The 21,452-nt window shown below is 45.3% G+C and carries 23 protein-coding genes and 1 pseudogene; 10 read left to right on the top strand and 14 right to left on the bottom strand.

Features of this window, described 5'->3' with window-relative positions; all coding sequences use genetic code 11:
* Positions 1-39: 39 nt before the first annotated feature.
* Positions 40-228, bottom strand: a complete 189-nt coding sequence (locus WA279_RS09735) for a 2-hydroxymuconate tautomerase (RefSeq protein ID WP_003222038.1) — start codon at positions 226-228, stop codon at positions 40-42.
* A gap of 108 nt (positions 229-336) precedes the next feature.
* Here WA279_RS09735 and WA279_RS09730 point away from each other — a divergent pair, with 108 nt between their 5' ends.
* Positions 337-996 carry a site-2 protease family protein gene (locus WA279_RS09730; RefSeq protein WP_327828363.1) on the top strand — a complete coding sequence of 220 codons (660 nt, stop codon included), beginning with the start codon at positions 337-339 and terminating at the stop codon, positions 994-996.
* Positions 997-1,009: 13 nt separating this feature from the next.
* Positions 1,010-1,528 carry a YwhD family protein gene (locus WA279_RS09725; RefSeq protein WP_015714898.1) on the top strand — a complete coding sequence of 173 codons (519 nt, stop codon included), beginning with the start codon at positions 1,010-1,012 and terminating at the stop codon, positions 1,526-1,528.
* A gap of 292 nt (positions 1,529-1,820) precedes the next feature.
* Here WA279_RS09725 and WA279_RS09720 read toward each other — a convergent pair whose 3' ends face one another.
* Complete coding sequence (locus WA279_RS09720) at positions 1,821-3,896, bottom strand: transglycosylase domain-containing protein (RefSeq protein WP_327828364.1); 2,076 nt, start codon at positions 3,894-3,896, stop codon at positions 1,821-1,823.
* Positions 3,897-4,098: 202 nt separating this feature from the next.
* Between WA279_RS09720 and speE the strand changes: the two genes are divergently transcribed.
* Both speE and speB read left to right on the top strand, forming a co-directional pair.
* Complete coding sequence (gene speE, locus WA279_RS09715) at positions 4,099-4,929, top strand: spermidine synthase (protein WP_003227543.1); 831 nt, start codon at positions 4,099-4,101, stop codon at positions 4,927-4,929.
* A 60-nt stretch (positions 4,930-4,989) separates the two neighbouring features.
* On the top strand, positions 4,990-5,862 hold the full coding sequence (speB, locus tag WA279_RS09710; RefSeq protein WP_336155266.1) for an agmatinase: 873 nt from the start codon (positions 4,990-4,992) through the stop codon (positions 5,860-5,862).
* A gap of 31 nt (positions 5,863-5,893) precedes the next feature.
* On the opposite strand, the pseudogene WA279_RS09705 reads toward speB, so the two are convergent.
* The 3 genes and pseudogenes from WA279_RS09705 to WA279_RS09695 form a co-directional block, all read right to left on the bottom strand.
* Positions 5,894-6,366, bottom strand: a pseudogene (locus tag WA279_RS09705) (YbaK/EbsC family protein).
* Between the two features lie 97 nt (positions 6,367-6,463).
* Positions 6,464-6,583 (bottom strand): PhrC/PhrF family phosphatase-inhibitory pheromone, encoded by a 120-nt coding sequence (locus tag WA279_RS09700; protein ID WP_014665774.1) that lies wholly within the window; start codon positions 6,581-6,583, stop codon positions 6,464-6,466.
* On the bottom strand, positions 6,567-7,712 hold the full coding sequence (locus tag WA279_RS09695) for a response regulator aspartate phosphatase (RefSeq protein ID WP_063334827.1): 1,146 nt from the start codon (positions 7,710-7,712) through the stop codon (positions 6,567-6,569). Before WA279_RS09695 ends, WA279_RS09700 begins: the two co-directional genes overlap by 17 nt.
* 2 nt (positions 7,713-7,714) lie before the next feature.
* On the opposite strand from WA279_RS09695, the gene WA279_RS09690 reads away from it, so the two are divergent.
* From WA279_RS09690 to WA279_RS09680, 3 genes are read left to right on the top strand one after another with little or no spacing between them, the layout of a single operon-like run.
* Positions 7,715-7,945, top strand: a complete 231-nt coding sequence (locus WA279_RS09690; RefSeq protein ID WP_041334639.1) for a hypothetical protein — start codon at positions 7,715-7,717, stop codon at positions 7,943-7,945.
* A complete protein-coding gene (locus WA279_RS09685; RefSeq protein WP_336155264.1) occupies positions 7,942-9,297 on the top strand; it encodes a YncE family protein in 1,356 nt (451 codons plus the stop codon). The genes WA279_RS09690 and WA279_RS09685 overlap by 4 nt, the downstream gene beginning before the upstream one ends.
* A gap of 38 nt (positions 9,298-9,335) precedes the next feature.
* Positions 9,336-10,712 (top strand): YncE family protein, encoded by a 1,377-nt coding sequence (locus WA279_RS09680; protein WP_336155262.1) that lies wholly within the window; start codon positions 9,336-9,338, stop codon positions 10,710-10,712.
* A gap of 5 nt (positions 10,713-10,717) precedes the next feature.
* Here the strand turns inward: WA279_RS09680 and albG are convergent, their stop codons facing one another.
* From albG to sboA, 9 genes are read right to left on the bottom strand one after another with little or no spacing between them, the layout of a single operon-like run.
* Entirely contained in the window at positions 10,718-11,419 is a 702-nt protein-coding gene (albG, locus tag WA279_RS09675) for an antilisterial bacteriocin subtilosin biosynthesis protein AlbG (RefSeq protein ID WP_336155260.1), read from the bottom strand.
* Positions 11,416-12,696 carry a M16 family metallopeptidase gene (locus tag WA279_RS09670; protein ID WP_336155258.1) on the bottom strand — a complete coding sequence of 427 codons (1,281 nt, stop codon included), beginning with the start codon at positions 12,694-12,696 and terminating at the stop codon, positions 11,416-11,418. The genes albG and WA279_RS09670 overlap by 4 nt, the downstream gene beginning before the upstream one ends.
* 4 nt (positions 12,697-12,700) lie before the next feature.
* Entirely contained in the window at positions 12,701-13,861 is a 1,161-nt protein-coding gene (gene albE, locus WA279_RS09665; RefSeq protein ID WP_327828708.1) for an antilisterial bacteriocin subtilosin biosynthesis protein AlbE, read from the bottom strand.
* A complete protein-coding gene (gene albD, locus WA279_RS09660) occupies positions 13,851-15,161 on the bottom strand; it encodes an antilisterial bacteriocin subtilosin biosynthesis protein AlbD (RefSeq protein WP_336155256.1) in 1,311 nt (436 codons plus the stop codon). Before albD ends, albE begins: the two co-directional genes overlap by 11 nt.
* The gene (locus WA279_RS09655) at positions 15,154-15,873 is read right to left on the bottom strand and encodes an ABC transporter ATP-binding protein (RefSeq protein WP_003227564.1); all 720 of its coding nucleotides are present in this window, start codon (positions 15,871-15,873) and stop codon (positions 15,154-15,156) included. The genes albD and WA279_RS09655 overlap by 8 nt, the downstream gene beginning before the upstream one ends.
* Complete coding sequence (gene albB / locus WA279_RS09650; RefSeq protein WP_003222006.1) at positions 15,870-16,031, bottom strand: antilisterial bacteriocin subtilosin biosynthesis protein AlbB; 162 nt, start codon at positions 16,029-16,031, stop codon at positions 15,870-15,872. Before albB ends, WA279_RS09655 begins: the two co-directional genes overlap by 4 nt.
* Before the next feature lie 12 nt (positions 16,032-16,043).
* On the bottom strand, positions 16,044-17,390 hold the full coding sequence (albA, locus tag WA279_RS09645; RefSeq protein WP_024573031.1) for a subtilosin maturase AlbA: 1,347 nt from the start codon (positions 17,388-17,390) through the stop codon (positions 16,044-16,046).
* Positions 17,391-17,414: 24 nt separating this feature from the next.
* On the bottom strand, positions 17,415-17,567 hold the full coding sequence (gene sboX / locus WA279_RS09640; protein WP_010886632.1) for a bacteriocin-like protein SboX: 153 nt from the start codon (positions 17,565-17,567) through the stop codon (positions 17,415-17,417).
* Positions 17,524-17,655 (bottom strand): subtilosin A, encoded by a 132-nt coding sequence (gene sboA / locus WA279_RS09635; protein WP_003222002.1) that lies wholly within the window; start codon positions 17,653-17,655, stop codon positions 17,524-17,526. Before sboA ends, sboX begins: the two co-directional genes overlap by 44 nt.
* 314 nt (positions 17,656-17,969) lie before the next feature.
* Here sboA and WA279_RS09630 point away from each other — a divergent pair, with 314 nt between their 5' ends.
* The 3 genes from WA279_RS09630 (at position 17,970) to narK (ending at position 21,387) form a co-directional block, all read left to right on the top strand.
* Entirely contained in the window at positions 17,970-18,398 is a 429-nt protein-coding gene (locus WA279_RS09630) for a DUF1934 domain-containing protein (protein WP_003243604.1), read from the top strand.
* Complete coding sequence (argS, locus tag WA279_RS09625) at positions 18,395-20,065, top strand: arginine--tRNA ligase (protein WP_336155254.1); 1,671 nt, start codon at positions 18,395-18,397, stop codon at positions 20,063-20,065. Before WA279_RS09630 ends, argS begins: the two co-directional genes overlap by 4 nt.
* Before the next feature lie 134 nt (positions 20,066-20,199).
* Positions 20,200-21,387 (top strand): nitrate transporter NarK, encoded by a 1,188-nt coding sequence (gene narK, locus WA279_RS09620; protein ID WP_041518101.1) that lies wholly within the window; start codon positions 20,200-20,202, stop codon positions 21,385-21,387.
* The last annotated feature ends 65 nt before the right edge of the window (positions 21,388-21,452 follow it).

Here is a 21,452-nt window from a genome sequence, read left to right as displayed (position 1 = left end):
TAATAAAAGCCGGTGCGCGAAGCGCCGGCTTTATAGAGATTATTCCATATCGCTCAGGCGTTTGCCTGCCACGGCATAATGGTCTTTTCTCATTTCTTCTATAAAGACAACAATTTTTTCTTCAGAAGCACCGGTTGTTTCCTTTACGGCTTCTGTTACTTTCTCGACAAGATTGCGTTTTTGCTCGTCTGTACGGCCTTCGAGCATTTTGACAGTTACGTATGGCATGGGTGCTGAATCCTCCTTTATCTCGTTTCCTCTCTTTAGAAAAAGAGGCTTCTTATAGTATACTGAATAAAGTAAATTCTTGCATTTTGAGAAAGAGGGATATCTCACTTGGACCGTTTTTTATATTATCCGTTAGCTTTAATGCCATACCTCGTCATCACGCTAATTGTGTCGTTTACGATGCACGAGCTTGCCCACGCTTATGTCGCATACAAATTCGGTGACGATACGGCGAAAAAACAAGGAAGACTGACGCTGAATCCCATTAAACACCTTGATCCGTTCGGAACCATTTTGATTTTGGTGGCCGGCTTCGGGTGGGCGCGCCCCATTCCCGTGAATCGCCGCTTCTTTAAGAAACCCCGGCTTGCCGGTGTGCTCGTATCTATAGCCGGGCCCGTCAGTAACCTGATTCTTGCGTTTATTGGTTTCTTTTTGTTAGTGTTGATGCATGCGTACGGAATGGAAATGCTTGCGGCGTTCAGCACGGGGCTGGATCAGTTTTTTTCTATTTGGATACAGCTGAATCTTGTCTTGTTTTTATTTAATCTGCTGCCGCTTCCTCCGCTCGATGGCTATCGAATTATAGAAGATCTCGTTCCGCCAGGCGTGCGTGCCAAAATGACGCAGGCGGAGAGCTACGGCTTTATCGTATTTTTGGTGCTGTTTGTGACACCGCTAGGATCTTACGTGCTGTGGCCGATGCTCAATGCAGGAAGAGATTCGATTTTAAAGCTGTTTTCAGCGATATTTCAACCGCTTTTGTAGGAGGTAGAACTTCATGGAAGAAAAAAAGAAAAAATCAATCGGGTTTAATATTATCAAAAGTGATCCGACAGACGGACACGGCGGTTTTGGCGTAGGGGCACTCAGCCTTGATAACATTTCTCCCGTATTCGTTGATGTAGAGGAAAAAGAAGCGTTCGTAGACATCGGCGCCATGCATGCCCGCAGCACCGTTGAAAAAGGAATTAAATTTCTCCCGAATAAAGAAGAAGTTCCGAACGGAAAACCATACTGGCTTGTGTGGGTGACGATTGACAGAAGAGAAGAGGGGCCTTATTACGCTGGTGTGACAGCCTGTGAAATGACGGTCGACAGAAGCATCAGAAGAGGCTACAAGTCGCTGCCTGAGCATGTGAATTTGATGGATAAATCCATGAAACGGAAAATCATCGTTGATAAAATGGACGACAGCTCGAAGCGTGTACTAGGCGAATTTCTGAAAAAGCATGATCAGGGCCTATGGGACCGTTCCTCAGATGAGTTAAAAACGAGCCTGCTTCCGGAAGACAATTGATTTGTGAATTTTCTGTGAACTTTTAAAGTATTTGAGATATTTTTCGTAAACATTGAGTAAACTGGTGATACAGAAATAGGACATGGAAAATCCCGAGCCGAAACAAGACTCGGGGTTTTTCATTTTTAGGGGGATATGAGTCGGCGACTGGGAGATGAAAGCCAGCGCCGAAGAAATGAGAAATGCACCACTTTATCCCAAAACTGATTGTTCAGCTCGATTGTCTAACATTCTTCCATCGATTATGAAGGAACCATACGAATAACCCGGCCTCCGAGGAGCCGGGTTATTTTCAATGATGTCGCCCCAGCCATTTGTCCCACCACTTTTTCTCGGAAGCGGGCTTTTCTTTGGATGGAAGCCGGTCTTTTGTTTGTTTTGCTGGTTCTGCCCCGTAGCACACGTTTGCTGGTTCTGTGCCTTTCACAAAATATGTGTAATGCTTAGCGGCGCAGCCGGGACCTGATGAGTAGCCTGTTTCCGGATCAATGTACACACCGGTTACGCCTTTTGGCGGCTTGAACGCGGTTTCCGGTTCGCCTTTGAGCGCGTCCTCCATGAAGTCCGCCCAAATGGTTTTAGCATAGCTTTTTTCTTCGACCGAGTCGATGGTGCTGTTTTTGTCATAGCCGGTCCAAACACCTGCGGCCAGCTTCGGATTGAAGCCGATCATCCAGCTGTCTGCGCTGGTGGTTCCTGATTTTCCGGCATACGTTCTTGTCAGGCGGTTGGCTATCGTTCGCCCCGTAACCGACGTATATCCATTTAAATCGGTATCAAACATGCCTGTCATCATACTCGCTGTGACAAAAGCGGCTTTTTCATCAAGCACCTGTTTATGCTGATTCGGGTTTTCGTACAGCACGTGGCCGGCTGCATCCGTTACTCTTGAAATAAAAGTCGGTTCGATTTTCTTTCCGCCATTTGCGAGCATGGCATAGGCGTTGACCATCTCAATCGGACGTACGGGTTCGGTGCCGAGTGCCAGGGACGGCAGTGCTTGAAGATGGGAGGTAATGCCGAATTCCTTTGCCGTCTTTACAAGTTTGTTCGTGCCGAGAAAAAGATGCGTTTTCACAGCGTAAATATTGTCGGAAAGCGCCAGCGCCTGCAGAAGCGTAATCGGCTTGTTGGCATAGTATCCGTTATAGTTGCTTGGAGAATAGGTTTCTCCCTTTGCATCAATTTGAAACTCGGTTTCTTCGCTTTTCATCAAAGTGACTGGCGTAAATCCGCTCTGAATCGCTTTATAGTACAGCAACGGCTTAATCGTCGAAGCAGGCTGGCGCTTCGCCTGTGTCGTCCGGTCAAACGGGCTTTTTTGATAATCCCTGCCGCCGACAAGGGCGAGAACGTTTCCGGTGCGGGGATCAATGGCTGAAAACCCGACTTGAATGTCAGATCCCGCGTTAACCGTCTCGGTAATGGTCTCCTCGGCGATGCGCTGCATCCGTTTATCCACCGTTGTATAGACGTTTAACCCGCTCGTTTCAATTTGCTCCCGTGTCATGCCGAGCTTTTTCTCCAGTTCTCTCATGGCATTGTCATAGAAGTAAGGAGCCTTTCTCTTGGAAACTTGTTTATTCAAAGGCTCATAGGAAAGAGGTTCCTTGATCAGTTCATCCGCTTTCTTCTGGCTGATCATCTGCTGCTTTTCCATCATCCGCACAATCGTTTTCTGGCGTTCCTTGGCCTTCGTCTCATTGACATACGGTGAATAGCCGGAAGGGCCTTTCGGGATACCTGCCAAAAGCGCCGCCTCCGCATCCGTCAGGTTTTTGGCATGCTTGCCGAAATACAGGCGGGAAGCTGCTTCAATGCCGTAGGCGCCGTGTCCGTAGTAAATCGTATTTAAATAGCCTTCTAATATCTCGTCCTTAGAATAGTTTTGTTCCAGACGGATCGTATAGAACGCCTCATTCCATTTCCGTTTCCACGTTTTGTCGTGTTCAAGGTATAAGTTTCTCGCATATTGCTGGGTGATGGTGCTTGCACCCTGAACCTTGGCAAATGCTTTCAGGTCAGCAAGCGCCGCGCCGGCCATGCGTTTATAATCAAAGCCGTGATGATCGTAGAAATTCTGGTCTTCAATCGCCACTGTCGCTTTTACGATCGTCGGATTCATGTCCTTTAAGGGGACCCAATAGCGCTTTTCGCCGTAGTTCGTTTCCCCGAGCTTTGAGCCGTCACTCGCATACAAAATCGTGGATTGCGGCACTTGCACCGAGGGAGCGCCCTGGTATTTGGCTATCAAAATGACAGTCATAAACACGGCAGCTGCCGCCAAGGCCGCAAAAGCCCCTAAAAAGATAAAGGCGCGAACGGTTTTCAGCGTCAGTCTCAGCCGTTTATTTGTCATTGCATCCACAACGGGTTCCCCCCTTTTTTTATGTTTCTACTATTATGAGAAAAAAAGACCGTTTTTAAACATCCCAGAACAGGACGCATCTTTACTTTTTCCCCGCCATCCTCTATACTTTTTCCTTAGGTGAAAATGAGATTTCAACCGAGAATAAAAGCTGATTAGACGCTTACAATAAATGAATACAGCCTCGAAAGGGAGATGACAATTGAGCGAACTTTGGTACACAGAGAAGCAGACGAAAAACTTTGGCATTACGATGAAGGTTAACAAAACGTTACATACAGAACAAACGGAGTTTCAGCATTTAGAAATGGTGGAAACAGAAGAGTTCGGCAACATGCTGTTTTTGGACGGCATGGTGATGACATCTGAAAAAGACGAATTCGTTTATCACGAAATGGTAGCGCATGTGCCATTATTTACGCACCCAAATCCGGAGCACGTTCTCGTAGTCGGCGGCGGTGACGGCGGCGTTATCAGAGAAATCCTGAAGCACCCAAGCGTGAAAAAAGCGACACTTGTAGATATTGACGGCAAGGTGATCGAATACTCTAAAAAGTTCCTTCCTTCTATCGCAGGCAAACTGGATGATCCGCGCGTTGACGTGCAGGTAGATGACGGATTTATGCACATTGCAAAATCTGAAAATCAATACGACGTCATCATGGTAGATTCAACTGAACCAGTCGGACCGGCTGTAAACCTGTTTACAAAAGGATTCTACGCAGGAATCGCAAAAGCGCTGAAAGAAGACGGCATTTTTGTCGCGCAGACGGACAACCCATGGTTTACACCGGAATTAATCACAAATGTACAGCGCGACGTGAAGGAAATCTTCCCGATTACGAAGCTTTATACGGCGAACATTCCGACATATCCAAGCGGTTTGTGGACATTTACAATTGGCTCGAAAAAATATGATCCGCTTGCAGTGGAAGACAGCCGTTTCTTCGATATTGAGACGAAATATTACACAAAAGATATTCATAAAGCGGCGTTTGTTCTGCCGAAATTTGTGAGTGACCTGATTAAATAATGAAGGTATGGCGCAGGAGCGAATCTTGCGCTTTTTTACAGGAAAGCGAGGGTATTATAGATGAGATTTGATGAAGCTTATTCAGGAAAAGTATTTATCGCGAGCCGTCCCGAGTGGGAAGAGGCGGACGCCATTCTTTACGGCATGCCGATGGACTGGACAGTCAGCTATCGCCCGGGCTCACGCTTTGGTCCAAGCAGAATCCGTGAGGTGTCAATCGGCCTTGAGGAATACAGCCCATATTTAGACCGCGATCTGGCTGACTTGAACTTCTTTGACGCCGGCGACATTCCGCTGCCGTTCGGAAATCCGCAGCGAAGCCTTAATATGATTGAAGAGTACGTGGACAGCATTTTAGAAAAAGGGAAGTTCCCAATGGGTATGGGCGGGGAGCACCTCGTGTCATGGCCTGTCATTAAAGCAATGTACAAGAAATACCCAGACCTTGCGATTATCCATTTTGACGCACATACAGATCTTCGTGTTGATTATGAGGGAGAACCGCTTTCTCACTCCACGCCGATCCGTAAGGCGGCAGAATTGATCGGACCGCACAATGTGTATTCATTTGGAATCCGTTCCGGCATGAAAGAAGAGTTTGAATGGGCGAAGGAAAACGGCATGCACATCTCAAAATTTGAAGTGCTTGAACCGCTGAAAGAGGTGCTTCCGAAGCTGGCGGGCCGTCCGGTTTATGTCACAATTGACATTGACGTATTAGACCCTGCACACGCACCGGGTACAGGAACGGTTGACGCCGGCGGCATCACGTCTAAAGAACTGCTTGCATCCGTCCATGAAATTGCGCGTTCAGAGGTAAACGTAAAGGGCGCTGATTTAGTGGAAGTCGCACCGGTGTATGACCACTCAGAGCAAACGGCAAACACAGCCAGCAAAATCATCCGTGAAATGCTGCTTGGGTTTGTGAAATAAGTAAACATCCAGACGATGTCTGGATGTTTTTTTATTCCCAGTCTTTACAAACATCAATCCACACTTTTGAGAAAGAAAATTCGGATAATACTTTCGGTGTTAATTCAATAGCGGAGTTTCTGCTGCCGCATGCGGGGAAAACAGTCTGAAACCGTTTCAGCGATACATCAAGATAAACCTCAGGATCATGAGCCAATCCAAATGGGCAAACTCCTCCAATTTCATGGCCTGTCTGCTCCAGCACCTCATTAGGAGAGAGCATTCTTGCTTTAAAGCCAAATGTTTGCCTGGACTTTTTGTTGTCGATCTTGGCATCGCCGCTGCCACAATCAGAATCACCTGATCTCCTTCCCCTCTGAAGGACAGGGACTTGGCGATTCTAGACAGGCTTACGCCGATTGTCTCAGCTGCCTGTTCAACGGTCGCACTCGACGTTTCGAACTCCGTCACATCATTTTCTCCATTCCACTGTGTAAAGTGGGTTTTCACACTTTCCAGAGACATGCTTCATTTCCACTCTCTTCAAGATTATTGAAAAGATCATAGCATGGATTGGGAGACTGGGTAAAGAGGAGACAAAAAACCGCCGATGGACGGCGGTTTAGATCATGGCGCGTTGCGCAACATCAAAATGTTCTGTTGATGAATTTGATACTTCGACTGTGATAAATACAGCACTCACAGCTAAACAAGCGAGTAATAATTTATACTTCCATTTCATATAAATTCACCCCCCCTTGAATGTGCTGTCTTGCTTCTTCAACCTTTAAAAAGTAATGAGATGCTTTTTTGTAATTTTCCTGTTGATGATAATATTTAGCAACATCAAGTGCGAAGTCCTCAATATCTGCATACATCATTTTACTTTCAAGAAAAACAAAACATTTTTCTATCCGTTCCTCATCCGGTCCAGACAAGTATAAAGATTCCAAAAATTCAAACTCTGTTAGATACACGGTATCTCCCGCAGCTGCAGAATACTCTTTTCCTTTTTTATGATATTCACAGGCGTTATCAATCTTACCTAATTTAAAATAAATTTGTGTAATTAGGAAAAAAGCTTGTGGCAATGAAGGAAGCATTTTAGATCCTTCAAATACTTGAATAGATTTTTTTACATACTCTATCGCTGATTCAAAACTGTTTTGGTTTTGCTTGCAGAGTGCTATGTTATAAAGTGTTCTTCCCATTAATTGGGGCTGCTGCTCTGTTTTTGCAAGTGTAAAGGCTTTTTGAAAATGGGCAATTGCTTTTTCGTATTGTTTTAAATCCAAAAAGTTGGCTCCGAATAAGGACTGGCATTGAATCATTCTGATATCATATGTAGTCTGTTCACTGTATATTTCGAATGCTTGACGTGCATAGTCCATGGAGACATAAGTTTGTTTCATATAATAATAGACTTCTGACATTTTGAAAAAGAATTCAGCTTTATCGATTTTATCTTTGACAAAAACCAGCTTGCTCTCAGCTTTTTTAAAGAATTGAATGGCTAATACATATTCACGGCGATCCAGTTCATACATGCCTCTGAAGAAATTAAAATAGTACTCAAGCAGACCAGTTAAACGAGCCTGTTTTTTATCAATCTCAAGCAGCAGATCAGACAGTCTCGGCTGTTCCTCAATCCTCATTTTTTCTAACGGTTCAAGGTACTCAAGCATCAGGTTGTGCCGAAACTCCATCAGTGAATAGTACAAATGAAGGTCTTGATCTTCTTCCATGTGATCCAGCTCTTGCTTAATTTCTCGTCGCAAATATTCTGCATCGGGTATGCTGAATCGGCGTATGTACATATACCATTCGTTAATCTTTTCTCCGATGGAAGAAGAAGATATGACACCTGTCACGTTTGCAAATCCCTCCCTTCATAATTCTATATATGTCATATTTTATCATCAACATTCTTGTGAGAAGCGCAAAAAAACCGCAATTTTTTCTTTCGTTACACCGCATGTTTGGAGATATATTTTCAAAAAGAAGCGTTTACCCTCAGCAATTTGTACAAGCAAACACGTTACTCTTCCATATTCTGTTATATCTGCGTGAGCAGTGTATGTCTGAAAAGGAAGTGAAGGAATGAGAAAAAATAAGCTTTCCTTTAAAGAAAAAGCAGGAGCAGAACAAGAAGAGTGCTTATGTTTTTGTGAGGGAGAAGCAAGCCGAGAAGCCATGTTTCAAGCGCCGATTGAATTACCTGAAGGATTTGTCGTTGATCCGGCTGAAGCTGTTGCAAACGTGACGTGGAATGCAGACAGCCTTTCTTGTGTCAGTGACCGTTGCTTAATTCAAACGGGGCCAGAGCCTGATGAGGTCGGTGTTCAATTTGCAGTGCGCCTGCAGGGAACCGTTACGCTACTCGTCAGTGTCTCACCTGTGCGAAATCAATATGGACAAGGGGACGGGGCTGTTTCCGTCATTCACAATGCAGAAATCGATCAAGTCGTCTATTATTCCGATGAACCGGATGATTGCCCGGATATCAGTGACATCACGATTGAGAACCTTGTTGTTGTTCCGCCGTTTTACGGCAGTCCTTTATCGGTGACGGGGACGATTGTGCTTGTACCGGAGCCGGAACCCGTCTACGCGTTTACAGCGAATCCAAATGATCAATCAGTTTCTGTGATTGATACAAACACCCATACTGTTGTGACAACGATTGCTCTTCCGTACAATCCGGCAGGTATTGAAATTACGCCAGATAAAAGCGCTGTGTTTGTCTTACATCCCAACAATAATGTGATTTCTGTCATCGATTATGACACATTAACAGTGACAGCAACTATATTGCTGGATCAGCCGCCTCGATTGATTAGATTTATCCCTAATCATGAGTTTGCTTATGTTTTCACCGGTACTGCGGTTTATGTGATTGGAATTGATACGTTAACTGTGGATAGGTCGATTCCTGTAGAAGGGTTTGATGTTGCAATCGACCCCAATGGGTTATTCGCCTATGTTCTAAATTTTGGTATAGTGCAAAAAGTGGACCTAACTACCGGTGAAGTCACAGGAACAATTGAACGAGAGCTTATCGTATCAACCATAGAAACAAATTGGCCGGAGCGGTATGCCTATGTATTAGAACAAGAATTCTTTTTTAATTATTTGACGGTTATTGATTTAAATACGTTTACCATCAGCAGCACCCAAGAGCTGGAGTATGAAGGGGAATATCGAATGTTTACGAGCGGAACAGAGGTGTATTTACATGACGGCTTCACTGGCAATTTATATTCTGTCAGTCCAAATGGAGCAGGCGTTATAGGAAATGTTCCACAGTCGGCAAGAGACTTTGCGTTTACCCCGAATGGCGAATTTCTGTATGCAACTCATGTTCTAGAACAGAATATCACTGTTTACAACACGGATGATTATTCTGTGGAAACTGTGATATCTCTTGGGGTTTCACCGGGTGCCATTACGATTTAACCGCTGCATGTTGTGCATTTCTAAAAGGACGTGAAATCATGAAAAAGAATGATCTTTCTGCTTTACAGGAAAATTGTTTCTGTTTTTGTGATGAGGAAATTAGCCGGGAAGCGCCGTTTCAAGTGCCGATAGATATCCCTGAGGGCTTCAAGGTTGATACGGCCGAAACGTCAGCGGCTGTTACATGGAGTACAGACAATTTGTCCTGTATCAGTGAGCCTTGCTTAATCCAGACTGGGCCGGAACCAGAAGATATCGGTGTTCGATATGCTGTGAGAGTACAAGGGACCATTACGCTTCTTGTCAGTGTGTCGCCTGTGCGAAATCAATATGGACAAGGCAATGGGGCGGTTTCTGTGATTCATACTGAAGAGATTGATCAAGTTGTTTATTATGCAGCACAGTCTGGCCGCTGTCCTGATTTTAGTCAAATGACAGTGGAAGATCTTCTCATTGTACCGCCTTTCTACGGCAGTCCGCTTACGGTGGCCGGGACACTTGTTTTACCGCCATCGCCAGACCCTCAATCATATGTGTTTACTGCCAATACTGGAGACAGCACGGTTTCGGTTATTGATGCAGATTTAAACACTGTTGTAAAAACAATCCCTTTTTCTGACGTGCCAACTAATCTAGGCGTTACTTTCGATAAAGCATTCACGTATGTCCTCCATGGAAATACCAACCTTGTCTCAGTGATTGATAATAAAACATTAACCATCATAAATACCATTACTGTTGGAGGAGGGCCGAGAAAGATCGAATTTGATCCAACAGATGAGTTCGCATACGTGATGGCCGCCGGATCTATATATGTGATTAACACGGCCTCTCAATCGGTCATTGATGTCATTCCGATACCCGGCGCTTTAGACTTTGCTCTTGATCCGAATGGACAGTATGTCTATACCGCTAATGGAAGCAGTTGGTCGGTTGATAAATATGATGTAAATACTGGGCAGTTGGTAGAAAGTATCATAGATTCATTTGAATTTCCCAGTTTAATTGCAACTCCTTACGCTGGAAATTTTGCGTACGTGTTGAATGGTGAGTTGTGGCCGAAAGGTGTAACGGAGATTAGTTTGTCTCCATTAAGCAGGGGAGGGGACTTCAGCCGTTTATTTGAAACGCTGATGACGATTGTATTTTCTCTCGATAGTACTAGAGCTTATTTTCTAGAGCCATATAGTGAACCGTTTCTCATTAATAACTTATATGTAGTTAATACGGCCAGACAGAGGATCATTGCAAACGTGTCTCTCCCCGGCGCCTTTGACCTCGCCGTAACGCCGGACAAACAGTATATTTATGCGGCACAGCCCAACGACAATGCTGTGACCATGTACCGCACAAGTGATTATACAGCCGTGACGGTGATTACGGTTGGCGCGGGTCCGTCTGCGATTGCGATGTAGCTATTTTATAGATCAAGAGAAGCGGTGCTGTGATAAGAGAATCGTTTATAAATAAATGATCCGATTTGCTGAATGGCAGCCAGGATAATCAGAAACAGCAGTTCACTTATAGAGAAACTGAGCATCCACCAAATCCCGGCTGCTGCCAGCACTCCCGCAAACACTTTTCTGAACAGGCTGCCGTGCCGGAAAAGCTGCCGCAAATACGTTCGCATGCAAAACAATAAATACAGGATCAGTAGCATCGCAAGTCCCATTGAAAAGGCAGGGGGCGTATGAAGGCGGAAAGGGACGGATTTAACGATTTCGAACATGCAGCCGAATATGATGACTTGGCACAACACGGCAGCCATCACGTATGTTTGGCGGACGTTTTTATAGCTGTCACGCAGCGATTTGACGTCTTCTGCATATCGGCTGCACAAGTTGTGTTGCTGAAAGTCACAGCAGCTTTGATGAGACTGTGTGAGTTTCTGAAAAGCTGCTGTCATGTTTTTCACAGATTGGGTGACATAATGAAGATAGAGAAAAGCAGGCAGCATCAGGAGGGCAGCGGTACAAGCCAGCAGTCCGAGCCGCACAGCATCATTGTTGATCATCTGTACATATTGGGCGGCGGCTTCGGCAAAGGCCTGAACCCAGCCGAAGGAATAAGCCGCCATACCTATAAGCAGCAATAAAAGGGTAAAGACAGTGTTTTTTTTCATTGTCTGATCGCCTCTTTCTGAGAAACGTGAATGATCGCTTTGTTAGAAGATGTAATTGCATCAATGAGAGACAAGAAAACCTGCGCATCCATATCTTGAATGATGTGGTACATGTCAAGAAACGAGCAATCGCACCTGTCACACTCGGCTGCCCACTCGAAGCATTTACGCACATAATCGCTGTCATAAATGATCGCGTCTGTCAAAGAGTCCTTGCCGTATTGAAGCCAGGCGGCAACCTGTTCTTTCTTCTGTGTGACATAGTATGAAGCCACATCGATATAAGCTGAAGAATGGGTCCCTTGACTGTGAAGGATCAAGAAACCGCCATCCTCATATATATAAGTCTCGGCTGACAAGCGATCGATTTCCAGACAGTACGTTTGCTGAATCTCTTGAAAAAACGGTGAATCGAATTGAAATAGAATACGAGCCGCGATATCCCAATAAAGCTTTATCGACAACAGATCGTTTTGCCCGGGAAGTGCGCCGATCTGTAATCCGGTCCAGGTATCTTCCATCCGCTCCTCATCACCCAGCACCATTTTTTGTGAGAGGGCTGGAGGGCATGCCGGGATGATTTTTCTTTCAGCATGATAATCCGGACGCTTTTCCAGCTGGAGGTGAGGAGGCAAAAGCGTTTCTGTATTTTCTGAGCCCCCAATCAAAAACAGCGTCATCCGATGGGCTTGGTAGGCAGCCTTATAGGCTTTTTGTAAATCATTGATGTCAAGCGCCTCAATATCTTCGATTCTGCCTGCGGGGAAAACGGCAGCTGGTGAGGAGGGAGAAAGCATGCTGATCAGCTGATAATGATATGAGAGCTGATAGTTAAGGTGTGCTGTTTGAATTTCGCTTGTAATCACAGCTTTTTCCTGAGCGACAATCTTCTTGTCAAATGAGTGGTTCCATAAAGCATCAAGCAGGATGGGGATCGTTTGTCTGAGCCGATCCGGTAATGAGGTAAACATGAAATTGGTATCGGTGTAGGTAGTGAATGCGTTTAAAAGCGCGCCATGCGCAAAAAAATCACTGTACAGATTGCGGCCGTTATGCCAGAAGAGAAGATGCTCTAAAAAATGCGCTGTGCCATACGGAAGCAGTGTATCACCGGTTTCTGCCCGTATACATACATCCCGGCTTCCAAAATCGATTTTTACATTGCACAGCCGCAGGTGGGCGCGGGGGAATTTCAATCTGAATATTTTTAGTCCGCTGTCTGTGTATCTGATATCGGTTCGTTCATCCAGTTGTTGAAAAAAGGCTTTCTTTTCCATCTCTTCATCCCCTTACTACATGAGCTCCGATATAATTGATGGTCGCTATGAATTGCAATACATCACGGCATGTAACCGCTGAGATGCCATCCAGCAAGGCTTCTTTCGTGCAGGAGAAGCGGCGCAGGATCCCCATATAGGCCAATAGACCTTCGGGAGAATCGAATTGCAGCAGCAATTCATTGCGTAAAAACTGCTTTGCCTGTTCTAGTTCCCGCTCATCTGTATGAAAAGCTGAGACAGCTTCCAAAACGCGCGGGGGAATGTCTTTCTCATGAAGCTGATCTGTACATATTGAAACAAGCAGCAAATTGTTCATGACATCGTAACGGGTGATAACGTGATAGACTGCCAGATCCTTCTCTCTGAAGTGCTTGAATAAAGCGGAATGGCCGTACTTTCCCAGTAATCCGTCTATTAGCAGTATTTTGATATAATCACTGGCATCTTTCATCTCTCCGCAGTCAAATCCGAGTGTCAAGACGGAAGGACCTGCAGCGCTGCGTGACTCTGTTTCAAAAACATGCCGGTTTACGGGTATTCTTCCGGACGTTACAGCGGACGTTTGCGGGGCATGTCCCCGAACATCACATGCATGTACTTGTCCCAATATGTTCAGCTGTTTTTGCTGGGACACTAAATCAACGATAAAGTCCGTTGCGTCGAGAAACCGTTTAGGATGAATCGCCTTTATCCTGTTTTTCCGGCCAAACATGCCTGTACCGTACAGCGGGTTTCCGAAGACCTCCTCAGCCAAGCGAGCCGCCGAGTAGGAGAAGGGATCAGCGAATTTTTTTTCGATTTTCAACAGCAGCTCATTCCTGGCCTTTTCAACTGCTTCGAATGAAAGAGAAGAAGGGAAAGACAAGTCTGCAAAAGTTTTCATCAGGGCGTCAACATGAAGATTCCCGTTATATAATGGGTGAATCAAACGGGTCCCGCAGGTTTTCAGCTGCTGATCAAAAAAGAGATTCGCTGAGTACATGAAACGGCTGCCGGCAGCACAACCAAAAGCGTCAATGATTTGCTCCTTCAGGTGTGCGGCGGCGCCGTAAAAATAAATTGTTTCTTCCTCAGGTTCCGCCGCGCTTTCGATTGGTTTCAGAAAGCTCGCGGCGATTGAAATAGTTGAAAATTGATGAGTCTTCAGCAGGTTAACTTCCAAGCCGTTCTCTTTTGCTTGTATCAAAGAAACCACCATCCTGTTTTTGCAGGTAATAGACTATGACCAGACCGGCTATCGGAATGACCGCCAAGGATACAGCGGTGCCGGCTAATGTGGCTAAGAATAGGGGAAGACAAAATAGATAAGACCGATATTTTGAGAAACCGCTCCAAAGCTGCTGCTCCGTCTGCCAGCTGAAGGAGGGCCTTTTTTCATCCGCAGTTAACCTGATAAAAGCTCCCGCCAGCAGCAACTCAATGCACTGCAAAAAAGTGAGAACTGAAATCGGACGGCCGCTGATGAAACCCACAATCATCACGACAAGGAGAAATCCGCCTGCCAATAGGCCTGAATAAAAGCGATATTTCGCCCAAAACATCGTTTTCCGCTTGATCGGAAGCGTGATGAGCAACATCCGGTCATTTTTTTCAATCGAGTACAAAAGGGCGATCGGCGAGCAGATGAGCAAAAGCGCGGAAATCACGATATAAATCACTTGCTGATTGAAGATGCCGGTGTTCATCATCTGGAACGAAAAGAAGCCGCTGAATACCGCCATTACCGCGTAATTTAACAGCATCGCTTTAGAAGAGATAAATCGGTTCCATTCTCTTTTGTAAAACGAAAATTCAGATCGCCGCATAAATGAATGCATCTTGCCCTGCTGCGGAGGCGCCTGCAGAAGGACAGGAAAGTCAATGATCACCGCCCACAGCATATGAACCGCGCAAAGCGGAAGCGTGGCGGCCGGCATCAAAGCGACGCTGAGACATACACAGGCGAATATCGCCGCATGCAGCAGAAACATCAAGTTCTTCTTTTTGACGAAGTGGTTGCTTAGCACAACTCCGAAAATAATGGAGTAAACGGTAAAAAACGAAAACCTGCCGAGCCAAAACAATGTTTGCGCCCCTGACAGCGTTCCGTTTCCAAATAAGAACAGCGGTAAAATAAAAAAGAATAAAGTTCTTCTCAAACAGGTATCGACAAACAAAACGACACTCTGGGCGAGCCAAAAGCTCCGTGAAGAAATCGGCAGCAGGCAGCTCAGTTTCATATAAGATTCCTTCCATTGAGATGTCACTGAAAGAAACACCATATATGCGTTCATTAAGAGAAGCGCGAGTATGATATACGTTTTGCGCAACACCGATTCATCAATGCCGGCCTGGCGGATCAGCCCGATTTCAAACACGGCCAGAATGACAAGGCCTGCGGCAATGCGGATGGCGTCCTTTTTCCCTTGCCGGCTGTAAAGCTGTTTGAACAGCAAAGACATGATGGGGATTATGTTATTCATGGCCGATCACCTCGAAAAATTCCCGCCGCAGATCGGTTTCCTCTCCAATCGGAATGACCTTTTGGATCTGTTTGTTGTGAAGAATAGCCGCATAATCACAAAATCTTTGCACGACATCGAGCAGATGAGAAGAAAACAAAATGGTCCCGCCTGCTTCACAGTACTCGCGCATTTTCTGATAAAAAACCTCTATCGATTCCACATCCAAACCGACGAGCGGCTCATCCAAAATAAACAGGGGAGCGCGCAGCAATAAGCCTGTCATCAATACAACCTTTTGCCTGTTCCCCAAGGACAGCTCCGAAATTCTCCTGTTGATGTATTTCGAAAAATGAAAGGCCTCGGCCAAACTGGCAAACTGCTGCTCTGAAAAATCCTTTTGATAAAGCGAATGGACGAAAGACACATAGTCCTTCGCCGTAATTTCTGTAAATAGCAGCGGATAATCGGCGGCGAAGTAACGGTGAGTCTTCAGCTGATCTGATGTTTTCTGCGGCATGCCGGCCTCCGCTTCAATTCCGCACAGTGTAAAGCGCCCGCTGAAATTGCGGTTCACGCCTGTCAGCGTATTAATCAGTGTCGTTTTTCCGGCGCCGTTTACCCCAAGCAACCCGTAAACGGCGCCTTTTTCTAAATGTAAATCCACTTGTTCTAAGATGACGTTGTCCCGTTCATACCAAACGGATACATCGTGTATATCCAAAATGCTCATCGCGAGTCAGCCTTCCGCGCGCGCATCCCGAACAGAATGGCAATGGCAATGAAAATCAGCGTAAACAGATAATCGCTTTTGACAAAATAGACGACTGCGCCGATGACAAAGATAAATGAAAGGATATACAGTAAAATTCTTCTTTGTGCTGGTGACAAATCGTTTCCCTCCTAAATAAGCTGGACCACGTCTTCTAATTGTTCATTTTTCGCCCAAGAGCAAATGTTTTTCCGGTGATATTTGTTAGAGTTCAGCCCTTTTAAGTAACAGCCTCCGCAATAGCCGCTGAACGGGCATTTGTCTTTCATGCAATGTTCGCTGAACCGCGGCGCTTGCGCTTGCCACAGTTTATGGACGAGAGGGGAGTTAAAGATGCTTTCATAGGAATCATGAAAAATATTTCCCAATGAAAATTCCTTTGGAAAGAGGGCGCAAGGACGTACTTCGCCGAACGGGCTGATCACAATGGACTTCCAGCCAGCGCCGCAATTTGCCGCGCGTTTTCTCTCATAGGGAATAATCGGAATCAGATCTTTAAACTCATCAATCACATTTTGCTCGTATTCCATAAACTTGCGGTGCTGCTCGGCGTCTTTCGTTGGATGGACAATATCCCTGCCTCTTCCGAAATCGTCAACCCAATTGTAAGAAAACGCCTTCGCCCCGAGATCCCGAACCTTTTGGGCCATATCGTGGATTTCCCACATGTTTTTTTCGAAGACAGACATGGCGACTCTGACAAATATACCGTGGTCACTCAACAATTTTATCGTTTTACAAGTTTGGGCAAAAGAGCCTTTTCTCCCTCTAAAGGAGTCATGGACCTCGGAATTGACACTATCAAGAGAAATGCCGACGATGATTTTTTGCTTGTAAGTCTTCAAAAGCTCCAAACTCTCTTTTCGCATGAGTGTTCCGTTTGTTAAGACAGCGACTTTTTTGAACTTTTTACACACATAGTCAAGAATCTCATTGGCGTTTGGATGGACAAAAATTTCTCCGCCTGTGATTTCGCATGTCAATACACCGTTATCAAACAGCATATCAGCCGTTTTTTTGAATTGCTCAATCGACACGGTGCCGAGCGCTTCAGGTGAGCTTTCCAAATAACAGTGGGCGCATTTCAAATTACAGCGGTGCGTCAGTTCAAAGGTGGCGTGCAGGGGCATCGGAAATTCATTGCTTCCGCTCGTGGTGATTGTATGGCGGCTGGCCCGGTTTCCAAGCTGAATAACCTGCTTGTTCTGGAGCATGTTGAGCATGTCGTAATACCAATCTTTATGGTCTTCCGGTGATTCATCATACACTGCACATTGCTCAGCTAAAATCTGCTCAGCTGTTTTTTGGCCATCCATGCGCATGCAGAGCTCGTAAGCCGTTTTGTTGAGATCCAAATACTCAAAGTCAGAAATGGAGACATTATCGCGCAAGTAGTCGATTTCTAACACGCCGCCCTCAGGAAGCTGGTGAACTCTTACACTTTCATTAATAAATGGAAACATCTGCTCTATAAACAAAATACCATCCCCTATACATATGATTCAAATGAAAAACGGTTGTGTATGTATATCCAAGAGGTAGATTTTAGTTAAAAATTGTAATTTACTTAAAAAGGGCATAGTAGAATGACTATGCCCTTTTGGGAGATCCTTACCCCCATAGACCGAATAGACCTGTTGCACCGGCAATTTCAAAATCAGGGATAGGACCGTCCACTAGACAAGCGGCTCCGATCGAGCATGTTGCACAACCTTTGTTTTCTACAATGACAGCTTTTTTCATAATTGAATCCTCCCTTTTTTTTTGTTTTTCTAGCAGATCTATGTTGTACTTTTATCTTAAAACTATCAAATTACTAATTCAATACATATAATTTGAAAAAAATGTGAAAAGGAAATGATAGATTTCGGAAAAATGTAACATTTCCTAAAGGTAATTAGTGATATGATTTTCTCTTCTATATAAGGAAATGCTTTTTATGAGGTTTATCTTCAAATCTGATGAGCAATGATGGTAAGATAGAAGCAGTTGAAGTTTACAAACCGAATGATTATACTATTCAAGTCAAAGTGGAATGATGAAAAGGACGTGTCAGAATGAAGCAAGAGACACCGATAACACTCCATGTGAAGTCTGTGATCGAGGATGACGGAAACCAAGAAGTCATCGAATTCCGCACCACCGGATTTTACTATGTAAAACAAAATAAAGTGTATCTATCTTATTATGAAGAACACGACTTAGGCAAAGTCAAAACGATTGTGAAAGTAAGCGAAGGCGAAGTCCTGGTCATGAGGTCAGGCGCTGTCAAAATGAATCAGCGTTTCGTAACGGGAGCTTCCACAATTGCTAAATATAAAATGTCATTTGGTGAGCTTGAGCTGAAAACAAGCACAAAATCGATTCAATCTGATCTCGATGAAGAAAAAGGCCGTATCAGCATCGCATATGACATGCATGTCGGAGACGAGCAGGAGCATTTACATAATATGACGATCACGTATGAGGGAGGAACTCACGCATGAACATTGCGGAACAAATGAAGGACGTGCTGAAAGAAGAAATCAAAGCGGCCGTTCTGAAAGCGGGACTGGCTGAAGAAAGCCAGATTCCCAATGTTGTTTTAGAAACACCGAAAGATAAAACACACGGCGACTACTCAACGAATATGGCGATGCAGCTGGCAAGAGTCGCAAAAAAAGCGCCGCGCCAAATCGCTGAAGAGATTGTCGCTCATTTTGATAAAGGAAAGGCTTCGATTGAAAAACTGGATATCGCCGGCCCGGGTTTTATCAATTTCTATATGAACAATCAATATCTAACAAAGCTGATTCCGTCTGTACTGGAAGCAGGGGAAGCATATGGGGAAACGAACATCGGAAACGGTGAACGAGTTCAGGTAGAATTCGTATCAGCGAATCCGACGGGAGACCTTCACCTCGGGCATGCGCGCGGGGCGGCTGTCGGCGATTCCTTGTGCAACGTGCTTTCAAAAGCGGGTTACGATGTAAGCCGCGAATACTACATTAACGATGCGGGAAACCAAATCAACAATCTGGCGCTTTCTGTTGAAGTCCGTTACTTTGAAGCACTCGGATTGGAAAAACCGATGCCGGAGGATGGCTACCGCGGCGAGGATATCATTGCGATCGGAAAGCGTCTCGCTGAGGAATACGGTGACCGTTTCGTTAACGAAGAGGAAAGTGAACGCCTCGCGTTTTTCCGTGAATACGGCCTGAAATACGAGCTGGAAAAGCTTCGCAAGGACTTGGAAAACTTCCGTGTGCCGTTTGATGTGTGGTATTCAGAAACGTCTCTGTACCAAAATGGAAAAATCGACAAGGCGCTTGAAGCGCTCCGTGAAAAAGGCCACGTCTATGAAGAAGACAGCGCGACTTGGTTCCGTTCCACGACGTTCGGCGATGATAAAGACCGCGTATTGATCAAGAAGGACGGCACGTACACGTACCTGCTTCCTGATATCGCGTATCATAAGGACAAGCTTGACCGCGGCTTTGATAAGCTTATCAACGTTTGGGGTGCCGATCACCACGGCTACATCCCTCGTATGAAAGCGGCAATCGAAGCGCTGGGCTATGAAAAAGGAACGCTTGAAGTAGAAATCATTCAGCTCGTTCACCTTTACAAAAACGGCGAGAAAATGAAAATGAGCAAACGGACCGGTAAAGCCGTAACGATGCGTGACCTGATTGAAGAAGTCGGCTTGGATGCCGTTCGTTACTTCTTTGCAATGCGAAGTGCGGACACCCATATGGATTTTGACTTAGATCTTGCTGTATCAACATCTAACGAAAACCCTGTGTATTATGCACAATACGCGCATGCCCGTATTTGCAGCATGCTTCGCCAAGGGGAAGAGCAGGGACTTAAACCGGTGGCAGATCTTGATTTCAGCCATATTCAATCAGAAAAAGAATACGATCTGCTGAAAACGATCGGCGGCTTCCCAGAGGCAGTGGCGGAAGCAGCGGAAAAACGAATTCCGCACCGTGTCACAAACTATATTTATGATCTGGCTTCTGCTCTGCACAGCTTCTACAACGCAGAGAAAGTCATCGACCCTGAAAATGAAGAGAAAAGCCGCGCGCGCCTGGCTTTAATGAAGGCAACGCAAATTACGCTGAACAATGCGCTTCAGCTGATCGGCGTATCGGCTCCGGAAAAAATGTAATCACGATCAAAAGGACAAAGTCTTCGGGCTTTGTCCTTTTTTATGAGAAAAACGTGTGATGTAATTCACAATCCTGTTTGGCGAGTTTTTGTATGATAAGACTGATTATTGAATCATTGAAAGGGGCAAGCCAAATGATCAACCGTCAACACATTCAATTATCGTTACAGTCATTAAGCTTGGTGGCAGGGTTTATGGTTTGGGTGCTAATTTCATCACTCATTTCCCAAATCACATTAGATATTCATTTAAGCAAGGGTGAGATTTCTTTGGTGACGGCGATTCCTGTGATCCTCGGGTCGCTTCTCCGCATTCCTTTAGGGTATTTAACGAACAGGTTTGGCGCGCGGCTGATGTTTATGATCAGCTTCATCCTGCTTTTATTTCCTGTATTTTGGATCAGTATCGCGGATTCTCTGTTTGATTTAATCGCGGGCGGCTTTTTCTTAGGGATCGGGGGAGCGGTGTTTTCCATTGGAGTGACCTCCCTCCCGAAATATTATCCGAAAGAAAAGCACGGTGTCGTCAATGGGATTTACGGTGCAGGAAATATCGGGACAGCCGTTACGACATTTGCAGCGCCGGTTATCGCTCAAGCCGTCGGGTGGAAATCAACCGTGCAGCTGTATCTGGTTTTGCTGGCTGTCTTTGCCTTACTGCACGTTTTGTTTGGCGACAGGCATGAGAAGAAGGTCAAAGTTTCTGTTAAGACTCAAATCAAAGCCGTTTACCGAAATCATGTGCTATGGTTTCTGAGCCTGTTTTATTTTATTACGTTCGGTGCCTTTGTCGCCTTCACTATCTATCTGCCGAACTTTCTGGTGGAGCATTTTGGGCTGAATCCTGCAGATGCCGGCTTGCGGACGGCTGGCTTTATTGCGGTTTCTACGCTGCTCAGGCCTGCGGGCGGATTCCTGGCTGATAAAATGAGCCCGCTCCGCATCTTGATGTTTGTTTTTGCCGGGCTTACATTATCAGGCATTATCCTATCGTTCTCGCCGACAATCGGGCTTTATACGTTTGGATCATTAACCGTGGCCGTCTGCTCAGGCATAGGAAACGGGACTGTTTTTAAACTGGTGCCTTTCTATTTTTCGAAGCAAGCGGGGATTGCCAATGGGATTGTGTCTGCCATGGGCGGATTAGGCGGCTTTTTTCCTCCGCTCATATTGGCGAGTGTATTTCAGGCAACAGGCCAGTACGCGATCGGGTTTATGGCGCTTTCAGAGGTGGCATTAGCCAGTTTTGTCCTTGTCATATGGATGTATTGGCAGGAAAGAATGAAAACACACACGGAGAGAAACAGCCAGAGCATCAACTAACACTGGGGCATTCACAAGATTGTTAGTTTTTTCTCGATGGGTATAAATCAATTCACGTTACAATA

Origin of the sequence: Bacillus sp. 204(2023) (assembly GCF_037027505.1) — a bacterium.
In the GTDB taxonomy this organism is placed as follows: domain Bacteria; phylum Bacillota; class Bacilli; order Bacillales; family Bacillaceae; genus Bacillus; species Bacillus subtilis.
Note: the sequence above shows the minus strand (reverse complement) of the source record. Positions and strands in the feature narration are given on the sequence as shown.